Source organism: Janthinobacterium lividum, from assembly GCF_011601275.1.
Lineage (GTDB): Bacteria > Pseudomonadota > Gammaproteobacteria > Burkholderiales > Burkholderiaceae_D > Janthinobacterium > Janthinobacterium lividum_E.
This window is the reverse complement of record NZ_JAAOLY010000017.1, coordinates 75,765-97,580: the sequence shown is the minus strand read 5'-3', so window position 1 is coordinate 97,580 and position 21,816 is coordinate 75,765. Positions and strand designations below refer to the sequence as shown.

Sequence of the window (21,816 nt, the reverse complement as noted above, 5' to 3'; positions counted from 1 at the left end):
TTTCCACGCCTGACAAAACCGTAGATCGCGACGCGCAGTAGGTTTTGGCTGGCGCTTTCAGTCTACCTTGACTTCGACCTTGCGCGGGACGCCGCTCTGGCCGGGGAAGTCGGCAAAGGCGCTGGCCACCATGGCCGGCATCACTTGCGACGTGGCGCGCTTGTTGCTGGTCGATTGCACTGTCACGTCGTACAGTTTCTTGCCGTTGCGGTCATTGATCGTGATACGCAATTCGCGTTCGTATTTATGGCGCACGCTTTCTTCCACGTCCAGCGGGCCATACCAGTAGGGGTTGTAGCCGAAGCGGCCATAGCCTGGCCAGGCGCCGTAGCGGTAGCCATAGCGGCCAGGCCAGTAGCCTGGGCCATACCAGAATGGGTCCGTGGTCTGCAGCACGCGCTCAGGATAGTCGACGGTGGAAAAATTCATTGCCACGCGCAAATTGGCTGCCGCAGGGCCGGAAGCTTCGCCGAAGCCGTGCTTGGCCAGTTCCGCGCGCACCAGGTTCTGGTAGCTGCGGTATTCCAGCGTGTCGTTTTCGGCATCTGGTGTTTCAAACGCATACGATTTGTCCTGCAATTGCGCAGGCCATTCGTGGAAGACGGTCACATCGCTGCGTATGGTGGTGGCGCATCCGGTCAGCAACACGGTCAATGCGGCCATCATGATGGTGAGATAACGTTTCATTGCATGACCTCCTGATAGTAGACACAATTCATCGCTTAGTATTATAAGAATAGTTCTATTTGTTTCTATTCATTATTACAGAATGTTACGGAGCATGTCGGCGTGTAAGGGAATCCAACATTCCTGAGCCGAATCGCGACTATCGGGGGCTGGTGTTGGTAAAATAGGCTTTTGCCTCCGCTCCCACCCAAATCCCTATGCGCACAGACAGCCCTCAGACGATTTACCGCAAAGATTACACGCCGCCCAGCTTCCTGGTCGACAGCGTCGAACTTGGTTTCGATCTTGATCCCGCCCGCACAGTGGTGGCGAGCCGGATCCAGATGCGCCACAACCCGGCCAGCACCAGCCGCAGCATCGAATTGCACGGCGAACACATCGAACTGGTGATGGTGCGCCTGAATGGCAAAGTGTTGAAGCCGTCGCAGTACAAACTGACGGCTGGCATGCTGACCATCCCCAAGGCGCCGGACGAAGTGCTGCTCGATATCGAGACCGTGCTGGCGCCGCAGGACAATACGTCGCTGTCGGGTCTGTACGTGTCGAACCATAATTTCTTCACGCAGTGCGAAGCGGAAGGCTTCCGCCGCATCACCTTCTTCCCGGACCGCCCGGACGTGATGGCCAAGTACACGGTCATGCTGCGCGCCGACAAGGAACAATATCCGGTGCTGCTATCGAACGGCAACCTGATCGAAGAGGGCGACTTGGGTGACGGCCGCCATTACGCCAAGTGGGAGGATCCGTTCAAGAAGCCATCCTACCTGTTCGCGCTGGTGGCCGCGCGCCTGGTGTGCCAGGAAGAGCGCTACACATTGAAGTCTGGCCGCGAAGTGCTGCTGCAGGTGTGGGTGGAAGACGGCAACCTCGATAAAACCGACTACGCCATGCAGTCGCTGAAAAACTCGATCCGCTGGGACGAGGAGCGCTTCGGCCTGGAACTGGACCTGGACCGCTTCATGATCGTCGCCGTGGGCGACTTCAACATGGGCGCCATGGAAAACAAGGGCTTGAACATCTTCAATACCAAGTACGTGCTGGCCAATTCGCGCGTGGCGACCGACGTCGATTACGCGGGCATCGAAGCGGTGGTGGGCCATGAGTACTTCCATAACTGGACCGGCAACCGCGTGACGTGCCGCGACTGGTTCCAGCTGTCGCTGAAAGAAGGCTTGACGGTCTTCCGCGACCAGGAATTCTCGGCCGACATGATCGGCACGGACACGGGCCGCGCCGTCACGCGCATCGACCAGGTGCGCACCCTGCGCCAGGCGCAATTCCCCGAAGATGCGGGCCCGATGGCGCATCCCGTGCGTCCCGACTCCTTTGTCGAGATCAACAACTTTTATACGGTCACGATCTACGAGAAGGGCGCCGAAGTGGTGCGCATGTACCAGACCCTCGTTGGCCGCGACGGCTTCCGCAAGGGCATGGACCTGTATTTTGAACGCCACGATGGCCAGGCCGTGCAGTGCGACGACTTCCGCGCCGCCATGGCGGACGCGAATGGCCGCGATTTCACGCAATTCGAGCGCTGGTACAGCCAGGCCGGCACGCCGATAGTAAAAGCCTCCACGCGCTACGATGCGGCCAGCCGGACGTTCGAGCTGACCCTGGCGCAAAGCTGCCCCGCCACGCCAGGGCAGGCGAAAAAACTGCCGTTCCACATTCCCGTCACCGTCGGCTTGCTGGGGGGCGATGGCCGCGACCTGCCGCTGTACGTCGATGGCGTGGCAGCTGATGGCGCCACCAGCGTCGTGCTGGAATTGACGCAGGCGTCGCAAACCTTCCGCTTCACCGAGGTGGCCGAACTGCCCGTGCCGTCGCTGCTGCGCGACTTTTCCGCGCCCGTGGTGCTGGAATACGGCTATACCGACGCCGAGTTGCTGCACCTGTTCCGTCACGACAGCGATCCCGTCAACCGCTGGGAAGCGGGCCAGCGCCTGGCCATGGAACGTTTGCTGAAACTGACTGCCGCCGTCGCCGCCGGCGAGACCCTGGCGCTGGACGACACCTTCATCGCAGCGCAGCGCGCCTTGCTGGCCGATGAAACGCTCGATCCTGCCTTCCGCGAGCTGGCCCTGATCCTGCCGTCGGAAACCATCATCGCCGAGCGCATGGCGCAAGTCGACCCGCAAGCGATCCATGCGGCACGCCAGTTCATGCGTCGCACGATTGCCGCAGCCCTGAAGCCGGAACTGCTGGCGCAATACCACGCCAACCAGACACCGGGCGAATACAGCCCGGACGCCCTGTCTGCCGGCAAGCGCGCGCTGAAAAACCTGGCCCTGGCCTATCTGCTGATCGCCCCGGGCGCGCAAGAGCTGGACCTGGCGCGGCTGCAGTTCGACAATGCCGGCAACATGACGGACCGCGCCGCGGCGCTGGCGGCGCTGATTCATTCCGGTTCGCAGCCGCATGCGCAGGCGGCCCTGACCAGTTTCTATACCGACTTCGAGAACGAAGCGCTGGTGATCGACAAGTGGTTCGCCATGCAGGCGGCCGCGCCGACGACCGACATGCAAGCCGTGCGCCAGCTGATGACGCATCCGGCCTTCACCTTGAAAAATCCGAACCGCGCGCGCAGCCTGATCTTCAATTTCACCAACGGCAATCCATCGCAATTCCACGCGCAAGACGGCAGCGGCTACGCCTTTTGGGCCGAGCAGGTCATCGCCCTCGACGCCCTGAATCCGCAAGTGGCGGCGCGCCTGGCGCGCTCGATGGACCGCTGGCGCCGTTACGTGCCCGCGCTGCAAAGCCCCATGCGCGACGCGCTGGAAAAAGTCGCCGGCCAGGCCAGCTTGTCGAATGACGTGATGGAAGTGGTCAGCAAGGCGCTGGCCAATTGATTGCATGTCGGATTACGCCCTGCGGGCTAATCCGACCTACGTATGCAACGGGATTCATTATTTGTAGGTCGGCTTAGCGCCATAGGCGCGTAAGCCGACAGGCACCGAACGAGACATATTTAAAACTAACTAAGGGGTTTCATGAAACGCATCAGTCTTACGCAATACCTGGTTGAAGAGCAGCGCTCGAACAACAGCATTCCGGCCGAACTGCGCCTGCTGATCGAAGTCGTCGCGCGCGCCTGCAAGACCATCAGCCACGCCGTCGGCAAGGGCGCCCTTGGTGAAGTGCTGGGCACGGCCGACACGGAAAACGTGCAGGGCGAAGTACAGAAAAAACTCGACATCATCTCCAACGAGATCCTGCTGGAAGCGAACGAATGGGGCGGCCATCTGGCGGCCATGGCGTCGGAAGAGATGGAATCGATCCACCCGATCCCGAACCGCTATCCGAAGGGCGAATACATGCTGCTGTTCGATCCACTCGATGGCTCGTCGAACATCGACGTCAACGTCTCCATCGGCACCATCTTCTCCGTGCTGAAGGCACCGGACGGCATGGGTCAGCCGACGGAACAGGATTTCATGCAGGCGGGCAGCAAGCAAGTAGCGGCCGGCTATGCCGTGTACGGTCCGCAAACCATGCTGGTGCTGACCTTCGGCAATGGCGTGAACTGCTTCACCCTGGACCGCGAGATGGGTTCGTGGGTCCTCACGCAAAGCAATATGCAGATTCCGCCGACGACGAAGGAATTCGCCATCAATATGTCGAACGCGCGCCACTGGCATCCGCCCGTGAAGCGCTATGTCGACGAACTGCTGGCCGGCGACACGGGCCCGCGCGGCACCAATTTCAACATGCGCTGGATCGCCTCGATGGTGGCCGACGTGCACCGCATCCTGAACCGCGGCGGCATCTTCATGTACCCGGCCGACCTGCGCGACACCTCGATGCCGGGCAAGCTGCGTCTGATGTACGAAGCGAACCCGATGGCCTTCATCGTCGAGCAAGCGGGCGGCGCCGCCACCGATGGCCAGCAGCGCATCATGGATATCGCCCCGCACAAGCTGCACCAGCGCGTGCCTGTGTTCCTCGGCTCGAAAGATGAAGTGGCCCGCGTCACCGCGTATCACGCTGAGTAAAAGCAGCACTTTTCCACGATTTTCAGCGGCCCGCAGCCGGGCCGCTAAAAAAATGCAAAAAAGTTCGCGTTGACACTAGCAAATTTTGTGCATTGTTTGTAGAATGTGGGTCTTCGCCGTTGTAGCTCAGTTGGTAGAGCAGCACATTCGTAATGTGAAGGTCGCCAGTTCGATTCCGGCCAACGGCACCAAGTTTCATCAGAAAACCCGCATGACTTGCAAAAGTCGGCGGGTTTTTTGTTTTTGTCACGCTTCCGGCGTCAGATCCACTGATCGTTCTCCACCGTGCGCCCGCCCGCATCGCCGTCGCCCGTGTTGACCACGCCGCGCGGCTCGATCAGCAGCAGCCTGGTTTCGGCAAGGGCGCACGGCTTGTGTTCCACGCCCTCGGGTACCACGGCCATCTGGCCGGTAGTCAGCACGATGGCGTGTCCTTGCGCATAGCCAGGGCCGCGCAGGGCGATGCGCAATTCGCCTTCCAGCACGATGAAGGTTTCATCCGTATCGGCGTGCCGGTGCCACTCGAATTCCCCGAATACCTTGACGACCTTGAATTGGTAGTCATTCATTTCGGCGATGACGCGCGGCTGCCAGTGCCCTTCGATCAGGGCGATCTTGCCCGCCAGGTCGATGGACTGGCCCTGGCCGCGCGTGGTGGTGGCGGCAATGGTGGTAGTGGTGGTAGTGGTGGACATGCTGTGCTCCGTTCAAGTGGCGATGCCGCCAGAATACGCAGGTGCTTGCCGGCCGTATTGAACGATCGTGGGTGTTTTCAGCCCTTGCCGGTGCCGCCAGCGTAGCGCAGCCAGCGGCCAGGCGTCATCCCATGGGTTTTCAGGAAATGCCGCGTCATGTGGCTCTGGTCGGCAAAGCCGGCGGCCATGGCGGCCGCTGCGAGCGTGCTGCCTGCCAGCAGCAGGCGCCGCACCATCTCCAGGCGCCGCATCGTCAGATAGCGGTATGGGCTGGTGCCGTAGAAGACGCGAAAGTCGTGCGACAGGCTCCAGCGGTCGCGTCCCGTTGCCGCTTCAAGTTCCGCCAGGGTGACGGCGTGCGTGCAATGCGCCTGCAAGTACTCGCGCGCGCGCCGCGCGGCCAGGAAGTCGCCTTTGGGACGCTGCACCGGTGTGCCGGCCACCGCCGCCAGCGCATGCGCCAGTTCGGCCAGCGCCTCGCTCTGTTCCAGCGCTTCGAGCGGGTGGCCGTCGTGCGGCAGCAGGGCGGAGGTGGCGGCCGCCAGCCGGGGATCGGCCGACACGCCGCCTTCAATGAAGGGCAGCGCGCGTCCACCCAGCACGTCCTGGAACAGCGCCGGTTCGATATACAGCATGCGGTAATGGAAGCCCGCGTCGGTACCGGCCTGGCCATCGTGCGCCTCGTCGGGATGCAGGATCATGGTATTGCCGGGCAGGCTGTTGCGCTGCCCGCGGCGGTAGCTGAAACGCTGCACGCCCGCCAGCGTGCGACCGATGGCGTAGGTGTCGTGCCGGTGCATGGCATAGGCTTTGCCCTGGAACCAGGCTTCGATGCGTTCGACGCCCTGTACCGGTTCGGCGCACCTGACCCAATCGCTACGCGCCGGCAATGAGGTTCGTTTCATGGTGCAATGTCATGCTGCTTGTCCGTGGATTATGCCCTGCTGGCTGAGCACAGACTGTACTCGCCGTGCGCAGGGCTGTCCACGAAAACTGCCGGCTCAGAAATTGTGCCGTATTCCCAGCACCACGCCGGACAGCGTGGCCCCTGCCGTTCCCCCTTCGCGTCCCAGGCTGTTGATGGCAAAGTCGGCAATGCCATTGCGGCCATTGTTCAGGCGCGTGTAATAGGCATACAGGCTGCTGCGCTTCGACAGCTGGTAGTCGTAACCGACGGTGGCGTGGGTGGCGCCGGTGCCTGGTCCCGCGCGCACGGTGCCGATGGTTTCCACGGCGCTGCCGGTGGCGCTTTGCGCGTGGGCCAGGCCGATGCGCAGGCCATGGCGGCCGAACTGGCGCGTGGCCGAGACATACACCGAGCGTCGGCGCAGCTCGCCGCTGGCCGTTTCATAGCGCAGGCTTTCCACCGCCGCCGCCAGCTGCGTGGCGGCATCGACACGCCAGGCCAGTGCCAGCTTGCTGCCACGGTCGCTGAGTCCCCGCCCCTGATAGTCGTGGTGGTCTTCATGCGCCAGGGTAGCGTACAGCGCGCCGCTGTCGTACATCAGCGCGGCCGACGTCAATGCGGGACGCGCGCCATTGAGCGGCCGTTCTTCCCCCATGCCGCGCGCCACGCGCAGCGACCAGCCGGCCCATTCGGGCGTCCAGTAATGCACGCTGTTCTGCTGGCGCCGGTCGAACGAGTACGCGTTGCTGGTATTGTTTTCGGTGGCGCCCGCACCGTTGCCCATCAGGCTCATGTAGCCGGCCGTGGTGGGGTAGAACGGGTCGAGCGCGGAGGTGGCGCTGTTGTAGGGCAGGGTCCAGTTGCCGCCAAACAGCGTACCCCACGGACCCTGGACGCCGACGCGCGTGTCGCGCGCGGCCAGGCTGCCCGCACCGGTGTCCGGCGACAGTGTGCCTTCGACTTGGAACAGCGCTTGCCAGCCGCCGCCCAGGTTTTCGCTGCCGCGAAAGCCGAGCACCGAGCGGTTGTTGGACAGGCGCTGCACGCTGTCGCCGCTGCCGGACGAGTGCAGCGCCTCGATGCCGACGTTCAGGCGCCCATACAGCTGCACATTCTGCTGTGCAGCGGCGGGCAGGCCCGCTGCCAGTGCCAGGGCACCGGCAGCGCATGACAACGCGCGCCTCAGCATGGCATCAGAACGCAAAGCAGCTGCACCCCAGGGCGCCCCAGAAGCCGGAATGGCTGGCAACTGGGATGGCGCTCTTGCGCGCCACATCGTGCGCATGTGCATGCACGCCGCAGGCACCCTGGCACTGGTGCTGCTGCATCACGGCCGTTTTTTGCGGTGGCGCGGCGCGGTAATGGCCGGCCACGTTTTTCACGGGCGACCAGTCCGGCAGTACCGGGATGGGCGGCGGCGCCAGCTTGGTAAATTCCGCCTGGCCGTAGACGATCTTGCCGCCGACGATGGTGAGCACCGATTCGATCGACTTGATCGCTTCTTCGTCGATGCTGAAGAAGTCCGCGCTCAGCACGGCCAGGTCGGCCAGCATGCCTTCCTGGATGCGCCCCTTTTTATCTTTCTCGCTCGAGAACCAGGCGCTGCCGGTGGTCCACAGTTCCAGCGCCGTGTCGCGCGACAAGCGGCTGCCCGCGTCGTACAGGCGCAGGCCGCCGACGGTGCGGCCCGACACCAGCCAATACAGCGCCGTCCACGGGTTGTAGCTGGCGACCCGGGTGGCGTCGGTGCCGGCGCCGACCGGCACGCCGGACTGCAGCATGCGCTGAATCGGCGGCGTCAGCTTGGCCGCTTCCGCGCCGTAACGGTCGACAAAGTACTCGCCCTGGAAGGCCATGCGGTGCTGGATGGCGATACCGCCGCCCAGCGCCTTGACCCTGTCGATGTTGCGCGGGGTGATGGTTTCGCAGTGGTCGAACATCCACGTCAGGCCATCGAAGGGGATATCGCGGTTGACCTTTTCAAACACCGTCAGCATGCGGTCGATTGATTCATCGTAGGTGGCGTGCAGACGGAAAGGCCAGCGTTTCGATACCAGGTGGCGCACGACCTTTTCCAGTTCGTCATCCATGCCGGGCGCCAGGTCAGGGCGCGGTTCGAGGAAATCCTCGAAATCGGCGGCGGAAAACACCAGCATCTCGCCGGCGCCATTGTGGCGGTAGTAATCATCGCCCTGGCCCGGCGTCACCATCTCGGTCCATTTCTGGAAGTCCTGCAGTTCTGCGCCCTTGTTTTGCGTGAACAGGTTGTAGGCGATGCGGATGGTCAACTGCCCGTCGCTTGCCAGTTGGTCGACCACCGCGTAATCTTCCGGATAATTCTGGAAGCCGCCGCCCGCGTCGATGGCGCTGGTCAGGCCCAGGCGATTGAGTTCGCGCATGAACTGGCGCGTGGAGTTCACCTGCAGTTCGCGCGGCAGGGTTGGACCCTTGGCCAGGGTCGCGTATAAAATCATGGCGTTCGGGCGGGCGATCAGCATGCCGGTCGGGTTGCCGGACGCGTCGCGCACGATCTCGCCGCCCGGCGGGTTCGGCGTGTTCTTGTCGTAGCCGACCACGCGCAGGGCCGCGCGGTTGAGCAGGGCGCGGTCGTACAGGTGCAGGATGAAGACCGGGGTGTCGGGCGCGGCGGCGTTGATCTCGTCGAGCGTGGGCATGCGCTTTTCGGCGAACTGGAATTCGTTCCAGCCGCCTACCACGCGTACCCATTGCGGGTTCGGCGTGCGCAGCGCCTGTTCCTTCAGCATGCGCAGCGCATCGGCCAGCGAGGGCACGCCTTCCCAGCGCAGCTCGAGGTTGTAGTTCAAGCCGCCGCGGATCAGGTGCAGGTGCGAGTCGTTCAGGCCGGGAATGACGGTGCGGCCATTCAGGTCGATCACCTGCGTGTCCGGGCCGCGATGGCGCATCACGTCATCGGCATCGCCGACGGCGAGGAATTTGCCGTCGGCGATGGCCACGGCGCTCGCCTGTGGGCACGACTTGTCGACGGTATGGAAGCAGCCGTTGATCAGTATCAGCGGTGCGGCGGAGGAAAGGGTCGGTTCGGACATGATGCAGCTCCATGGTGGCAATGCGGGGAGGGCCGGCGTGTGCGGCGCGAAGGTTAATGTGCAGTCTAACCCAGGGCCAGTGCGCAAACACGGGTCAAAAGATCAGGTATCACGGGTATCGCAGGCATGGCGGCGCGCCGACTGGTCTAAGGGCGGGTGCGGCGGCGCGCGGCATGGCTTACTATGCCGTCAGTAGCGACCGGGCTTGCGCCCGGATGCATTTTTTTTATCGCGGTTTACCGCATTGCAGGGAGTCGTCATGGAGCAACCACCACACAGCCGTTTATACGGCACCAGCCTGGGTTTTCTGGCCGGCTTTGTCGATACGCTGGGCTTTATCGCCTTGTTTGGCTTATTTACCGCGCATGTCACGGGCAACTTCGTGCTGATCGGTGCCGCGCTGGCCGAACCGACGCGCATCCCCATCCTGCTGAAAATTCTCGCCTTTCCCGCCTTTATTGCCGGCATCGTCGTTACGCGCCTGATGGTGCTGGCCATCGAGCGCCGCGGCGGTGCGGCGCTGACGCCGGCCTTTTTGCTGCAATGGGTGCTGCTGGCAGGTTTCATGCTGTTTGGCGTGCTGGCCGAGCCGGTCGGCAAGGAAGCGGGCACGCTGGCGATGCTGGCCGGCTTGCTGGGCACGGCTGCCATGGGCGTGCACAGCGCCACCAGCCGCCTGCTGCTGGCGCACCTGGCACCTACCTCCATGATGACCGGTAACGTGACGCAGATCGTGCTCGACACGGTCGATGTGCTGCGCGGTGCGGCCGACGGCGCCACCAGCGCGCGCTGCATGAAATTCTTCTGGCCGCTGCTGGCCTTTGCGCTGGGCGCCATCGCTGCCGGCTTTGGCTACCTGGCCTTCGGCTTTGCGGCGCTGGCCGTGCCGCTGGTGCTGCTGGGCGGCCTGATCGTGGTGCAGCAGCGTAGCGGACGGGCCGCCGTGCCCGCGTCCTGAACGCGGCGATGCGCGCCTGCCTGCTCTGGCTGATATTGATGATGGCCAGCCCTTGCGGGCTGGCCATCGATGGCGCGCGCGGCCTTCACCAGTTGCAGCACACGCGCTGGACGCCCAACGAGGGTGCGCCGGACGATATCATCGTCATGACACAGGGCCATGACGGTTTCCTGTGGCTGGGCACGCATGCGGGCGTGAGCCGTTTCGACGGCTTGCGCTTTGAACCCGTGCGTGCGCGCCAGGGCAGTTTCCCCGATACCGTGGCGCTGGCGCTCAAGCGCGCCGCCGATGGCGGCATGTGGATAGGCTGGCAGGTGGGCGGCATCAGCCACGTCAAGGACGGCGTGGTGCGCAATTATGCCGAGCCACAAGGGGTGCAGGCGGGCGCCATCTGGGGCTTTGCCATCGACGGCGCGGGCGCCGTGTGGGCGGCCGGCGTCTCCGGTATCTCGCGCTTCGACGGCCGCCGCTGGCAAGCAATGGGGCCGGCGCAGGGCTACACGGCGCAAAAGGCGTCGGCCGTGTTTGCCGACCGCGATGGCCGCATTGCCGTCTTCAGCGAACGTGGCCTGTTCATCTGGCAGGCGGCGCAGTCGCGGTTTGCGCCGCCCATCGGTCAGCTCGACCTGCGCGCACCGCCGCAGCAGGGACCCGATGGCCGCATTTATCTGCTGGAGATGCGCGGCATTCGCATCATCGACACGCTGGAACGCTACGACCAGCTTGACCATCGCTGGATTTACCGCGATACCAGCGGCACCAGCGGCAGCATGCTGGTCGACCGCGCGGGCACACTGTGGTTCGACAGCCAGTATGGTTTGCACCGCACGCGCAGTGCCGGTGCGCTGGCGCCGCAGCAGCTGGGCATCAGCAGCGATACCGAATCGTTCCTGCCGCGCGATGGCTTGAGCAATGTCCTCGTCGGCTCCATGTGCGACGACAATGAAGGCAATGTGTGGGTCTCCACGTACGGTGGCCTGGACCGTTTCCGCCAGGCCGCGCCCGTGGTCCTGCGCACGCCTGGCGCCCCGGACGTGGCCGAAGTGTTCCGCACCCAGGAGATGCTGGCCGGTCCGGCAGGCGCGATGTGGCTGTCGCGCGATGATGTGCTGGGGCCGCTAATGCTGGCGCAGGCCGACGGCACGGTGCTGCGCGCACCGCGCGTGGGCCCCGTCAGCGCCATCCTGGAAGCGTCGGACGGCCTGTGGGTGGCGGCCCGCGCCAGCCTGCAGCAGCTGTCCGCCACGGATGGGCGCGTGCTGCGCACGGTCGCCTACCCGTCCGGGGCGGCCGCCGTCAAGCGCATGCGCGCCGGCGTGCTTGCGCCCGATGGCAGCATCTGGGGCGTGTTCAGCGGCGCCGGCGTATTCCAGTACCGCGACGGGGCCTGGCGGCGCGAACCTCTGCTGCCCGATGGCGGCGCAAAAGTGCCGCTGGCGCTGCTGGCCGACACGGCCGGGCGCCTGTGGCTGTCGTATGCCGATGGCAGCGTCGCCATGCTCGCGAAGGGGCGGCTGCACACCTTCGGCCCCGCGCAGGGCCTGGACCTGGGCAAGATTCCCATGCTCAGCGAGTACCGTGGACAAGTCTGGGCGGGCGGGCAGCGCGGCGTGGCGCTGTGGCGCGGCGAGCGCTTCCTTGCCTTGCGCAGCGAGCCAGCCAGCGTCTTCGAGGGCGTGGTGGGCCTGCTGCGCGCGCGCGACGGCAGCCTGTGGCTCAATCATGGCAGCGGCGCCGCGCATATCCCTGCCGCCGAAGTGGAACTGGCGCTGGGCGACGCCTCCCACGCCATGCGCGCCACCTCGTACGATGCCGTCGATGGCTTGAACGGCAGCATCGGCATGCTGCACAATCGCTCGGTGGCCGAAGCGGACGATGGCAAGATCTGGTTTTCGCGCCAGAACGCGACATTCTGGATCGATCCGCGCCAGGCACCGGCGGCCTTGCCGGCGCCACGCGTGGAAATCGGCGCGCTGATGGCCGACGGCCGCCGCGTCGACATCCCCGCAAGCGCTGGCCTGCAGCTGGCGGCCGGCACGCGCGACGTGCAATTCCAATACAACGCGTCGAGCCTGGGTACGCCGGCGCGCCTGCGCTTTCGCTACCGGCTCGATGGCTACGATACGCAGTGGCAGCAGGCGGGCGAGCGTCGCCTGGCGCAGTACACGGGCCTGGGGCCGGGCAGCTATCGCTTCGAGGTGATGGCGGAAAATGGCGACGGCGTGGACAGCACGCTGGCGCAACTGCCGTTTCGCGTGCTGCCGGCCTTTTACCAGACCTGGTGGTTCCGCAGCCTGTGCGCGGCGGCGCTGCTGGCGGCCGCGTATGGCCTCTACCGCTGGCGCCTGCGCCAGCAAGGCATGCGCCTGCGGGCGCGCCTTGAGGCGCAGCAGGCCGAACGCGAGCGCATCGCGCGTGAACTGCACGACACCCTGCTGCAGGGCACGCAGGCCATGATTCTGCACTTTCACAATGCCAGCATGGCTGTCGCCGCCGACCATCCTGCGCGTGCCGCCATGCTGCGCGCGCTCGACGATGCCGACCGCATGCTGGGCGAAGGGCGCGAGCAGGTGCACGACCTGCGCGCGGGCGAGAATGTGGGTGCGCGCTGGAGCGCCATCCTGCGGCGCGAGGGCGAACGCCTGGCGCTCCTGCACGGCATCGCCTTCCGCTACGGCGAAACGGGCCAGGCGCGCGCGCTGCGTGGCGCCGCCGCCCACGAGATTTACCGCATCGCCAGCGAGGCGATGCGCAACGCTTTCCAGCACGCGCGGGCGCAGCTGGTGGAAGTGCGCGTGGACTATGCGCGCGGCGGCATGCAGGTCGACGTCAGCGACGACGGCCAGGGCCTGCCGCCAGCCGTCATGGCGCGTGGCCACATACCGGGACACTGGGGCATGCCCGGCATGCGCGAGCGCACGGCCAAACTGGGAGCGCGCCTGAGCGTGCGCGCGCGCGACGGTGGCGGCACGCAATGGCGCTTGCGCGTGCCGGCACGGCAGGCCTGGCCGCGCAAGGGCGGCTGGCTGCGCCGCCTGCTGCCGCCATGGCGCCGGTCAGAGCGTGCCGAGGATGCCGCGCTGTAAGGCGATCGTCACCGCATGCGTGCGGTCCCTGGCGCCCAGCTTGGCCAGCACGGTGCTCATGTGCGCCTTCACGGTTTCTTCCTTGATGTTCAGCAGCCTTCCCGTTTCACGGTTGGCATTGCCTTGCGCGACAAGGCGCAGGACGTCCAGTTCGCGTTTCGACAGCACGTCGGTGCACGCGTACAGCGCCAGTTCCGCTTCGATTTCCGGCGTGATATGGCGGCGTCCCGCGTGCACGTTCTGTATCGCTGCCAGCAATTCATGGCGGAGCGAACTTTTCAGCAGATAGCCGCAGGCGCCCGCATGGATGGCGCGCAAGGCCAGGCTGTCGCCCTTGTAGGTGGTCAGGACAATGATGCGCGCCTGCGGCTGCAGTGCGCGGATGGCCGTGATGGCGTCGAGGCCATTCAACACGGGCATCTGCAGGTCCATCAGCGTGATGTCGGGCTGCAGCGCGATGAACTGCTGCAGCGCCTGCTGACCATCGCTGGCCTGTCCCACCAGTTCCACGCCGGTAAACGAGCGCAGCAGGGCGGATATGCCATCGAGCAATAATTGATGGTCGTCGGCGATCAGGATGCGTATCGGCGGCGTGTCACTGTCCATGGGAAGGTCGTGCAAGGAGGGGGAAGCGATCAAGAGTCGTTGGCGCAAAGTGAGCAAAAGGTATTTTACCTCAACGCTGGCGCTCCTGTGGAGGGCGCCCGCCGACAGCGGGCCAGCGGGAAATGGGCCGGGCTAGTCCTTTGATAGTGGTGCGGCCGCGCCGCCGCGCCTACGATGGCAACTGGCCGTACCACTCAACCCTTTGCCTATATGGATACCCTCATGACGAATACCAAACTTGAAGTCCTCACCCCGGAAAACTGCCAGATCATTTTCATCGACCAGCAGCCGCAGATGGCCTTCGGCGTGCAATCGATGGACCGCCAGGCCCTGAAGAACAACACCGTGGGCCTGGCCAAGGCCGCCAAGGTGTTCAACATCCCGACCATCATCACCACCGTTGAAACGGAAAGCTTCTCGGGCCATACCTACCCCGAACTGCTGGACGTCTTCCCCGGCAAGGATATCCTCGAGCGTACCTCGATGAACTCGTGGGATGACCAGAAAGTGCGCGATGCGCTGGCCGCCAACGGCAAGAAGAAAGTCGTCGTGTCGGGCCTGTGGACGGAAGTGTGCAACAACAGCTTCGCCCTGTGCGCGATGCTCGAAGGCGACTACGAGATCTACATGGTGGCCGACGCCTCGGGCGGCACCTCGAAGGAAGCGCACGACTATGCCATGCAGCGCATGATCCAGGCCGGCGTGATCCCCGTGACCTGGCAGCAGGTGCTGCTGGAATGGCAGCGCGACTGGGCGCACAAGGCAACCTACGACGCGGTGATGGCCATCGTGCGCGAACATTCGGGTGCCTACGGCATGGGCGTCGACTACGCCTACACGATGGTGCACAAGGCGCCGCAGCGCATCCACGGCGACCATACTACCCTGGCGCCGGTAGCGGCCAAGTAACGCCAAGCGGCTATGCCATGCGCCGCGCGCCTGACCGCGCGCGGCGTTTTTTTATCGAAAGGAATGCGCCATGAAGTTATATGTGATTTCGCTGGCCGTGGGCTTGCTCGTTGGCATCATCTACGCCGTCTTGCAGGTGCGCTCGCCGGCGCCGCCCGCGATAGCCCTGATCGGCCTGCTGGGCATGCTGATCGGCGAACAGATCGTCCCCAGCGTCAAGCGCCTGATGGCAGGCGAAGCCGTGACGGTATCGTGGCTGCGCAGCGAATGCGTGCCGAAGATCAGCGGCGTGGAAGCGAAGCCGACGCTGGCCAAGGCCGAGCCGCAGCAGAAGGACGACAGCGCCGCCTGATATCCGTAGCCTTAAAACGCGCCCAGCAAGCCGCGCCGGGCGGCCACCGTGGCCGCCTCGGTGCGGCTTGATACGTTGAGCTTGGTCAAAATATTATTCACGTGGAATTTGACGGTGCCCACCTCGATGCCGGCGCTGCGCGCGATCATCTTGTTGCTCTTGCCCGCGGACAGGTGCCGCAGAATGTCGTGCTCGCGTTTCGACAGGCGGTTCGCCTCGATGCGGCCGGCCTGCTGCGCGGCCAGTTCCGGCGGCAGGTATTGCCTGCCGGCGGACACCTGGCGGATGCACTGCGTCAGTTGCAGGAAGCCGGAATCCTTCAGCAGGTAGCCGCGCGCGCCGGCGCGCAAGGCCCGGTGCACGCTGTCCTCGCCCTGGTAGCTGGTGAGGATGACGATCTTCGCTTGCGGGTCGTCCGCGCAGATGCGCTCGATCGCCTCGATGCCATGCATTTCCGGCATGTTCAAATCCATCAGCACCACGTCGGGCCGCAGTTGCCGGTACAGCTCCACGGCGGCGAGGCCCGTGCCGGCCTGGCCCAGCAGGCGCAGTCCAGGCAGTGATGCGATCAGCGAGGCCAGGCCGGCCAGGATCAGCGGATGGTCGTCGGCGATCAAGAGGGTAATCGGTGCATCTGCCGGAGGCGTGGTCATGTCCATGGTTGTCTTCATTGAGCTGGCAGGGTGAAGTGGAAGACGCTGCCGTGGGGCGCGCCGGGCGCATGCCACAGACGGCCGCCATGCGCGTCGAGGATGCGGCGGCAGATGGGCAAGCCCATGCCCATGCCGTCCGGCTTGCTGGAATACAGGGCATCGTATAGACGGCCGGCTGCCTGCGGCGCGATGCCGGCGCCATTGTCGGCGATGCTGAAATGCTGCACGCCTCCATCGAGGCGCGAGGACAGCAGCACCGTGCGCGGCCTGTCGCTCGTGCCCTGCAGGGCCTCGATGGCGTTCATCAGCAGATTCAGGAGGACTTGCCGGAACTGCACCGGATCGGCGTGCAGCAGCGGGCGGCACGGGGCCAGCTGCGTTTCCAGGTGGATGGCGTGACGTTGCAGCGGTGCGCGCAGCAGCGGCAGCAAGTCCTGTACGGCGTCGTCGGCCACAAAATGATCGTGGCTGCCCGGCGCCTTGCAGGCCAGGCCATGCACGCTGCGCAGCACGGCGCTGGCATGGCTGCCGGCGCTGGCGACCAGGGCCAGTGCCGCGCGTACTTCGTCGAGGCGGGGCGGATCGTGATCGAGCCAGCGCAAGGCGGCATCGGCATTGAGCGCGATGGCCGCCAGCGGCTGGCGCACCTCGTGCGCGACCGATGCGGCAAATTCGCCCATGCCGCCCAGGCTGCCCGTGCGCTGCGCGTGCGCCAGGCCGGCGTCCTGCGTCTGAGGGAAATAATGCATGCTGGCCATCGCCGTGCTCCTGTCGCTGTCGCGGCGGATGCCGCATTGCAGCAAGTATGCACGCGCCGTCAGGCAAGGCAGTTATACGAATGGGGGAGGCGGGCGGTTTTTTTACGCGGCTGGGGCGATAAACACCGCCGGGCGTGCCGGCGGTGCGGGAAGCGAAGAACGGATCAGGACTTGATAAAGGCCAGCAAGTCTTCGTTCAGGCGATCCTTGTGGGTAGCCGGCAAGCCGTGCGGCGCGCCTTCATAGATGACCAGCTTGGCGTTCTTGATGAGCTTGGCCGCAGCCTTGCCGGACGCGTCGATCGGCACGATCTGGTCGTCGCCGCCGTGCACGACCAGAGTCGGCACGGAGATTTTCTTCAGGTCGGCCGTGAAGTCCGTCTCGGAAAACTGCTTGATGCAATCGTAGGCGTTCTTGATGCCGCACTGCATGCCCTGCAGCCAGAACGTGTCGCGCTGCCCTTGCGAGACCTTGTTGCCGGGACGGTTGGCGCCGAAGAACGGCACGGTCAGGTCCTTGAAAAATTGCGAACGGTCGGCCAGCACGCCGGCGCGGATGCCGTCAAACACCGACATCGGCAAGCCGCCCGGATTGGTGTCCGACTTGACCATCTGCGGCGGCACGGCGCCCACCAGCACGGCCTTGGCCACGCGCTTTTCGCCATGGCGGCCGATGTAGCGCGCTACTTCGCCGCCGCCCGTCGAATGGCCGACCAAGGTCGCGCCCTTGATGTCGAGCGCGTCGAGCAGGGTGGCCAGGTCGTCGGCATAGGTATCCATGTCATTTCCCTGCCATGGCTGGCTGGACAGGCCGTGGCCGCGGCGGTCGTGCGCGATCACGCGGTAGCCGTGGCTGGCCAGGAACATCATCTGGTCTTCCCAGGCGTCGCCCTGCAATGGCCAGCCGTGGCTGAAGACGACGGGCGTGCCCGTGCCCCAGTCCTTGAAGTGGATGACGGTGCCGTCCTTGACGGTAACGCTGTTGACGGTGAGCTTGCCCGGCGCGTTGGCGGCAGCAGCGGCAGGCTTGGCGGCGGCGCTGGCGCCACCGGCGGCCAGCAGGCCCGCACCGGCGGCGACACCGGCGACGCTGACGAGCAGCTTGCGGCGGGAAGTGACTTCTTCGGCTTCGATTTTCTTGGACATGATGCATTTCCTTCGGGGATGGGGGAGGGAGGCCGGTTGCGGCCTGGACCAGTGATGGCATCGGCCAGTCTAGGCCTTCACGCGCGCCGGCGCCTCTGCCAAAAGACCAGTCGCGCCGAGTCTCCCGCCTGCCTATGATGGCTGGCAGCGGCGCGCCGCGCCGACTGGCTTTCCCACTGGAGCGATCATGAAGAAAAACTGGATGGCGGCGCTGGCCGGCCCTTTTTTACCCGATGCCGGCTTGCTGTTTGCGCGCGTGACGGGCGCGCTGCTGGTACTGCAGGTGCACGGCTTGCCCAAGCTGCTGCACTTTTCCGAGGAACTGGCGCACATCGACGACCCGCTGCACCTGGGCCGCGCCGTCACCCTGTACTGCGCCCTGTTCGCGGAAATCCTCTGCCCGCTGCTGGTCGCCGCCGGCTTGCTGACGCGCCTGGCCTGTTTGCCCTTGCTGTTCCTGCTGGGCGTGTCGATGCTGCTCGTGCACCCGGACTGGAGCATCGCCGACGGCCAGTTCGGCTGGCTGCTGATCATCGTCTTCGGCACGATCGCCATCAGCGGCGCGGGACGCTATTCGCTCGATGCGCGGTTGCGGGCATAAGCGGTGATGTCAACGATGTGTCGGATTACGCTCCGCTAACCCGACCTACGCCATTTGACAGTAGCGTAGGTCGGATTAGCGGCGGAACGCCGTTTAATCCGACACCACCACCAGGCCGGCGGAGATTGTTATTTCCGGCAGGAATTTAAGTCTGCACCTCAAGGTGTGGCAGCGCACGGTGGCGCGGGGCGGACGCAGTTAAGGTAGTGCCAACAGCTTGCTGCTGATCCTTGTTTGATATGGCTCAGCCCGGCAGCGTTTAGCCGCTTCTTTTTCCCCGAAGCGAGGAGAATCATGATTCGGTCACGGCATCGAGCATGGTTGAAATTATTCACTGTTAAAGGAAACCATCATGAACGCGATTGAAAAAACCAGCTCCGATATGAACGGCACCGCCCAGGATACCCGCCAGGATTTGCACCGCACCATCGACAAGGTGGCAAGCCAGGCCCAGCCCCTGGCCGACAAGGTGGCCACGCGCGCCCATGACGGCGTGGACCAGGTGGGCGACCGCATCGGCCAGGTCAGCGATACCGTCAACAAGGCTTCCGAAACCCTGATGGCGCGCGGCAAGCAATTGGGCGCCGCCTGCCAGCGCGCCGGCGAAACGGGCCGCGACTATGTGCGCGAACGCCCGGCCGTGTCCCTGCTGATTGCGGCAGCGGCCGGTTATGGCCTGTCGAAATTGCTGGGTTCGCGTAAGTAAGTCTTACGCGTTCCGGGAAGTATTTGTCGTGGGCGCTGTTCCCTTCGCCGTCATGGCGGGGCGGGGCGGGCCGGCGCCCACGCGCACAAGGTACAAAGTAGTAGCAAGCAGTAAAGGAGAGTGATGATGCGCTCCATTTTGTTGTGGTTGATCGGCATACCTATTCCCATCATTATTTTGATTGCCCTGTTCGTGCGCTGAATGAGGGAGTTGTAGCGTTACTTCCCGGGGCAAACTACTCACAGGAGACGTAATGGCTACCAACAAGAAAACGCCGTCCACGGACGGTGCGGGTTCCGTATTGAGCAGCATGTCCGGCCCATCCGACAGCAATGCGCCGCATAGCCTGGGCGCGGACAATGACGTGACCCGCGCGCTGCTGCAAAAGACAGCCGCCGGCCAGCAACTGGCCGCCGCCATGGCCGTCAATCCCAAGGAAGAAGGCCAGTATGGCGATGCCGCGTGCACGCCGGTCGAAGGCGTGCATGTGGCAGCCGGCGAACCGCTGGCCACGGCCAGCACCACGGGCGAAACGACCGCGTCGCCGAAGACGGGCGATGGCCAGCCGGCGCTGGGCGAAAATGCGCGTAACGCCTCGCTCGACGGCGCCCGTAGCGACGACAGCGGCTGCGTGCTGACGACCAACCAGGGCGTGCCCGTGGGCGACAACCAGAATTCCTTGAAGGCGGGCTTGCGCGGGCCCACCCTGATGGAAGATTTCATCCTGCGTGAAAAGCTCACGCATTTCGACCATGAGCGCATCCCCGAACGGGTCGTGCATGCGCGCGGTTCGGCCGCCCATGGCTACTTCGAATGTTACAAGGAACAAAGCAAGCTGACGCGCGCCGCGCCGTTTGCCAGGGCGGGCAAGCGCACGCCCGTCTTCGTGCGCTTTTCCACGGTGGCCGGCGAACGTGGTTCCACCGATACGGCGCGCGACGTGCGCGGCTTTGCCGTGAAGTTTTATACGGACGAGGGCAACTGGGATTTGGTCGGCAATAACATTCCCGTCTTCTTCATCCAGGATGCGATGAAATTCCCCGACGTGGTGCACGCCGTCAAGCCCGAGCCGCACCATGGCATGCCGCAGGCGGCCAGCGCGCACGACACCTTCTGGGATTTCGCCTCGCTGTCGCCGGAAATCACGCACATGCTGATGTGGGTCATGTCGGACCGCGCCATCCCGCGCAGCTATCGGATGATGCAGGGCTTCGGCGTGCATACCTTCCGCCTCGTCAATGCCAAGGGCCAGTCCGTCTTCTGCAAATTTCACTGGTCGCCGATGGCCGGCACGCATTCGCTTGTGTGGGACGAAGCCGTCAAGATCAGCGGCGCCGATTCCGACTTCCACCGGCGCGACCTGTGGGAAGCCATCGAGTGCGGCGAGTATCCCGAATACGAGCTGTCCTTCCAGGTCTTCACGGAAGCGCAGGCGGAAGCGTTTCCCTTCGACGTGCTCGACCCCACCAAGCTGATTCCCGAAGAAGTCGTCCCGCTCATCCCTGTCGGAAAAATGGTCTTGAACCGCAATCCCGACAATTTTTTCGCCGAGACGGAGCAGGTGGCCTTTTGCACGGCGCACATCGTGCCCGGCATCGATTTCAGCAACGATCCGCTGCTGCAGGGACGCATCCATTCCTATGTCGATACCCAGCTGACGCGCCTGGGCGGCCCGAATTTCCACGAAATTCCCATCAATGCGCCGCTGGCGCCTGTGCACAACAACCAGCGCGACGGCATGCACCGCCAGGCCATCAACCGGGGCCGGGTCGCGTATGAACCGAACTCGCTGGCTGGCGGCTGTCCGTTCCAGGCGGGCGCGAAAGGTTTCAACAGTTTTCCTGCCTCCGCCGAAGGCGACAAGGTGCGCGGCAAGCCCGAGAAATTCGCCGAGCATTATGCCCAGGCGCGCCTGTTCTGGATCAGCCAGACGCCGGTCGAGCAAAACCATATCGTGCATGCGTTCCGCTTTGAACTGAGCAAGGTGCAGACGGTGGCGATCCGCCAGCGCATCGTCGCCATGCTGCGCAATGTCGACGAGACTCTGGCGCAGCGCCTGGCCGATGGCCTGGGCCTGCTCCTGCCGCCCGCCATGCCGCGCGCCTCGCTGCAGCCGCTGCCGGCGTATCCGCCATCGCCGGCCCTGTCGCTCTTTTTCCGCCCCGGCAAGACGGGCATCCATACCCTGCGCGTGGCCATCCTGGCAGGGCCGGGCAGCGATGGCGCGCAGGTGCGCAATATCTATGCCGCGCTGCTGGCTGACGGCGCCGCGCCGCGCCTGGTGGGCAGCCACCTGGGGACGGTCGATACGAGCGGCGGCGCGCCGCTGGCCGTGGAAATCTCGCTCGAAGCGGGACCGGGCGTGCTGTTCGACGCCGTCGTGGTGCCGGACGGCCAGGGCGCCGTGCAGCAGCTGGGCAGCGACGCCAACGCGCTCGACTTCCTGCGCCTGCAATACCGCCACTGCAAGCCGATGCTGGCCATCGGCGCCGGCAAGGACTTGCTGGACAAGGCGGGCATACCAGTGACTCTGCCCGACGGCAAGCCCGATCCCGCCATCATCGTCGCGCCGGCGGGCGACGTGGTGAAAGGCGTGGCGGCTTTTAAAAAGGTGCTGGCCGCGCACCGGGCGTTTGCGCGCGAAACGGATCCGCCGCAGGTGTGATGCGGGCCTGAGCAAAGGACAGGGT

At 64.8% G+C, this 21,816-nt stretch carries 18 protein-coding genes and 1 tRNA gene; 10 read left to right on the top strand and 9 right to left on the bottom strand.

The window, feature by feature from the left end; translation table 11 throughout:
- Positions 1–57 precede the first annotated feature (57 nt).
- Positions 58–687 carry a DUF4136 domain-containing protein gene (locus GYK42_RS23005; RefSeq protein WP_166449362.1) on the bottom strand — a complete coding sequence of 210 codons (630 nt, stop codon included), beginning with the start codon at positions 685–687 and terminating at the stop codon, positions 58–60.
- A 197-nt stretch (positions 688–884) separates the two neighbouring features.
- On the opposite strand from GYK42_RS23005, the gene pepN reads away from it, so the two are divergent.
- The 3 genes from pepN (at position 885) to GYK42_RS22990 (ending at position 4,873) form a co-directional block, all read left to right on the top strand.
- Positions 885–3,539: an aminopeptidase N gene (gene pepN, locus GYK42_RS23000; RefSeq protein ID WP_166449361.1), complete on the top strand. Its 2,655-nt coding sequence runs from the start codon at positions 885–887 to the stop codon at positions 3,537–3,539.
- 141 nt (positions 3,540–3,680) lie between these two features.
- The gene (locus GYK42_RS22995) at positions 3,681–4,682 is read left to right on the top strand and encodes a class 1 fructose-bisphosphatase (protein ID WP_034747152.1); all 1,002 of its coding nucleotides are present in this window, start codon (positions 3,681–3,683) and stop codon (positions 4,680–4,682) included.
- A 115-nt stretch (positions 4,683–4,797) separates the two neighbouring features.
- Positions 4,798–4,873, top strand: a tRNA-Thr gene (locus tag GYK42_RS22990).
- Between the two features lie 69 nt (positions 4,874–4,942).
- Here the strand turns inward: GYK42_RS22990 and GYK42_RS22985 are convergent.
- From GYK42_RS22985 to GYK42_RS22970, 4 genes are all read right to left on the bottom strand, one after another.
- Positions 4,943–5,377 (bottom strand): cupin domain-containing protein, encoded by a 435-nt coding sequence (locus tag GYK42_RS22985; RefSeq protein ID WP_166449360.1) that lies wholly within the window; start codon positions 5,375–5,377, stop codon positions 4,943–4,945.
- A 77-nt stretch (positions 5,378–5,454) separates the two neighbouring features.
- The gene (locus tag GYK42_RS22980) at positions 5,455–6,282 is read right to left on the bottom strand and encodes an AraC family transcriptional regulator (protein ID WP_166449359.1); all 828 of its coding nucleotides are present in this window, start codon (positions 6,280–6,282) and stop codon (positions 5,455–5,457) included.
- A gap of 96 nt (positions 6,283–6,378) precedes the next feature.
- Positions 6,379–7,458, bottom strand: coding sequence for a porin (locus tag GYK42_RS22975; protein ID WP_240943735.1), 1,080 nt, complete (start codon positions 7,456–7,458; stop codon positions 6,379–6,381).
- 19 nt (positions 7,459–7,477) lie between these two features.
- Positions 7,478–9,352 carry an amidohydrolase gene (locus tag GYK42_RS22970; RefSeq protein ID WP_166449357.1) on the bottom strand — a complete coding sequence of 625 codons (1,875 nt, stop codon included), beginning with the start codon at positions 9,350–9,352 and terminating at the stop codon, positions 7,478–7,480.
- Between the two features lie 259 nt (positions 9,353–9,611).
- On the opposite strand from GYK42_RS22970, the gene GYK42_RS22965 reads away from it, so the two are divergent.
- Positions 9,612–10,310 (top strand): YoaK family protein, encoded by a 699-nt coding sequence (locus tag GYK42_RS22965; RefSeq protein WP_166449356.1) that lies wholly within the window; start codon positions 9,612–9,614, stop codon positions 10,308–10,310.
- A gap of 38 nt (positions 10,311–10,348) precedes the next feature.
- Positions 10,349–13,396 carry a sensor histidine kinase gene (locus GYK42_RS22960; RefSeq protein WP_166449355.1) on the top strand — a complete coding sequence of 1,016 codons (3,048 nt, stop codon included), beginning with the start codon at positions 10,349–10,351 and terminating at the stop codon, positions 13,394–13,396.
- Here GYK42_RS22960 and GYK42_RS22955 read toward each other — a convergent pair.
- Entirely contained in the window at positions 13,367–14,002 is a 636-nt protein-coding gene (locus GYK42_RS22955) for a response regulator transcription factor (RefSeq protein WP_166449354.1), read from the bottom strand. The genes GYK42_RS22960 and GYK42_RS22955 overlap by 30 nt on opposite strands.
- A 222-nt stretch (positions 14,003–14,224) precedes the next feature.
- On the opposite strand from GYK42_RS22955, the gene GYK42_RS22950 reads away from it, so the two are divergent.
- Both GYK42_RS22950 and GYK42_RS22945 read left to right on the top strand, forming a co-directional pair.
- Positions 14,225–14,911, top strand: coding sequence for a hydrolase (locus GYK42_RS22950; protein WP_166449353.1), 687 nt, complete (start codon positions 14,225–14,227; stop codon positions 14,909–14,911).
- Positions 14,912–14,981: 70 nt separating this feature from the next.
- Complete coding sequence (locus tag GYK42_RS22945) at positions 14,982–15,263, top strand: XapX domain-containing protein (RefSeq protein WP_058050515.1); 282 nt, start codon at positions 14,982–14,984, stop codon at positions 15,261–15,263.
- A gap of 11 nt (positions 15,264–15,274) precedes the next feature.
- Here the strand turns inward: GYK42_RS22945 and GYK42_RS22940 are convergent, their stop codons facing one another.
- From GYK42_RS22940 to GYK42_RS22930, 3 genes are all read right to left on the bottom strand, one after another.
- Positions 15,275–15,922 (bottom strand): response regulator, encoded by a 648-nt coding sequence (locus GYK42_RS22940; protein WP_240943733.1) that lies wholly within the window; start codon positions 15,920–15,922, stop codon positions 15,275–15,277.
- An 8-nt stretch (positions 15,923–15,930) separates the two neighbouring features.
- Positions 15,931–16,665: a sensor histidine kinase gene (locus GYK42_RS22935; protein ID WP_166449352.1), complete on the bottom strand. Its 735-nt coding sequence runs from the start codon at positions 16,663–16,665 to the stop codon at positions 15,931–15,933.
- 173 nt (positions 16,666–16,838) lie between these two features.
- Positions 16,839–17,819: an alpha/beta fold hydrolase gene (locus tag GYK42_RS22930; protein ID WP_166449351.1), complete on the bottom strand. Its 981-nt coding sequence runs from the start codon at positions 17,817–17,819 to the stop codon at positions 16,839–16,841.
- 187 nt (positions 17,820–18,006) lie between these two features.
- Here GYK42_RS22930 and GYK42_RS22925 point away from each other — a divergent pair, with 187 nt between their 5' ends.
- From GYK42_RS22925 to GYK42_RS22915, 3 genes are all read left to right on the top strand, one after another.
- Entirely contained in the window at positions 18,007–18,420 is a 414-nt protein-coding gene (locus GYK42_RS22925) for a DoxX family protein (RefSeq protein WP_205711516.1), read from the top strand.
- Positions 18,421–18,772: 352 nt separating this feature from the next.
- The gene (locus GYK42_RS22920; RefSeq protein ID WP_046686082.1) at positions 18,773–19,126 is read left to right on the top strand and encodes a DUF883 family protein; all 354 of its coding nucleotides are present in this window, start codon (positions 18,773–18,775) and stop codon (positions 19,124–19,126) included.
- A 253-nt stretch (positions 19,127–19,379) separates the two neighbouring features.
- Complete coding sequence (locus GYK42_RS22915; protein WP_277346665.1) at positions 19,380–21,791, top strand: catalase; 2,412 nt, start codon at positions 19,380–19,382, stop codon at positions 21,789–21,791.
- The last annotated feature ends 25 nt before the right edge of the window (positions 21,792–21,816 follow it).

Excerpts from the sequence above, each read along its gene's own strand:
- GYK42_RS23005 (WP_166449362.1), bottom strand. The coding sequence starts at position 687 with ATGAAACGTTATCTCACCATCATGATGGCCGCATTGACCGTGTTGCTG.
- pepN (WP_166449361.1), top strand. The coding sequence starts at position 885 with ATGCGCACAGACAGCCCTCAGACGATTTACCGCAAAGATTACACGCCG.
- GYK42_RS22995 (WP_034747152.1), top strand. The coding sequence starts at position 3,681 with ATGAAACGCATCAGTCTTACGCAATACCTGGTTGAAGAGCAGCGCTCG.
- GYK42_RS22985 (WP_166449360.1), bottom strand. The coding sequence starts at position 5,377 with ATGTCCACCACTACCACCACTACCACCATTGCCGCCACCACCACGCGC.
- GYK42_RS22980 (WP_166449359.1), bottom strand. The coding sequence starts at position 6,282 with ATGAAACGAACCTCATTGCCGGCGCGTAGCGATTGGGTCAGGTGCGCC.
- GYK42_RS22970 (WP_166449357.1), bottom strand. The coding sequence starts at position 9,352 with ATGTCCGAACCGACCCTTTCCTCCGCCGCACCGCTGATACTGATCAAC.
- GYK42_RS22965 (WP_166449356.1), top strand. The coding sequence starts at position 9,612 with ATGGAGCAACCACCACACAGCCGTTTATACGGCACCAGCCTGGGTTTT.
- GYK42_RS22960 (WP_166449355.1), top strand. The coding sequence starts at position 10,349 with ATGATGGCCAGCCCTTGCGGGCTGGCCATCGATGGCGCGCGCGGCCTT.
- GYK42_RS22955 (WP_166449354.1), bottom strand. The coding sequence starts at position 14,002 with ATGGACAGTGACACGCCGCCGATACGCATCCTGATCGCCGACGACCAT.
- GYK42_RS22950 (WP_166449353.1), top strand. The coding sequence starts at position 14,225 with ATGACGAATACCAAACTTGAAGTCCTCACCCCGGAAAACTGCCAGATC.
- GYK42_RS22945 (WP_058050515.1), top strand. The coding sequence starts at position 14,982 with ATGAAGTTATATGTGATTTCGCTGGCCGTGGGCTTGCTCGTTGGCATC.
- GYK42_RS22940 (WP_240943733.1), bottom strand. The coding sequence starts at position 15,922 with ATGGACATGACCACGCCTCCGGCAGATGCACCGATTACCCTCTTGATC.
- GYK42_RS22935 (WP_166449352.1), bottom strand. The coding sequence starts at position 16,665 with ATGCATTATTTCCCTCAGACGCAGGACGCCGGCCTGGCGCACGCGCAG.
- GYK42_RS22930 (WP_166449351.1), bottom strand. The coding sequence starts at position 17,819 with ATGTCCAAGAAAATCGAAGCCGAAGAAGTCACTTCCCGCCGCAAGCTG.
- GYK42_RS22925 (WP_205711516.1), top strand. The coding sequence starts at position 18,007 with ATGAAGAAAAACTGGATGGCGGCGCTGGCCGGCCCTTTTTTACCCGAT.
- GYK42_RS22920 (WP_046686082.1), top strand. The coding sequence starts at position 18,773 with ATGAACGCGATTGAAAAAACCAGCTCCGATATGAACGGCACCGCCCAG.
- GYK42_RS22915 (WP_277346665.1), top strand. The coding sequence starts at position 19,380 with ATGGCTACCAACAAGAAAACGCCGTCCACGGACGGTGCGGGTTCCGTA.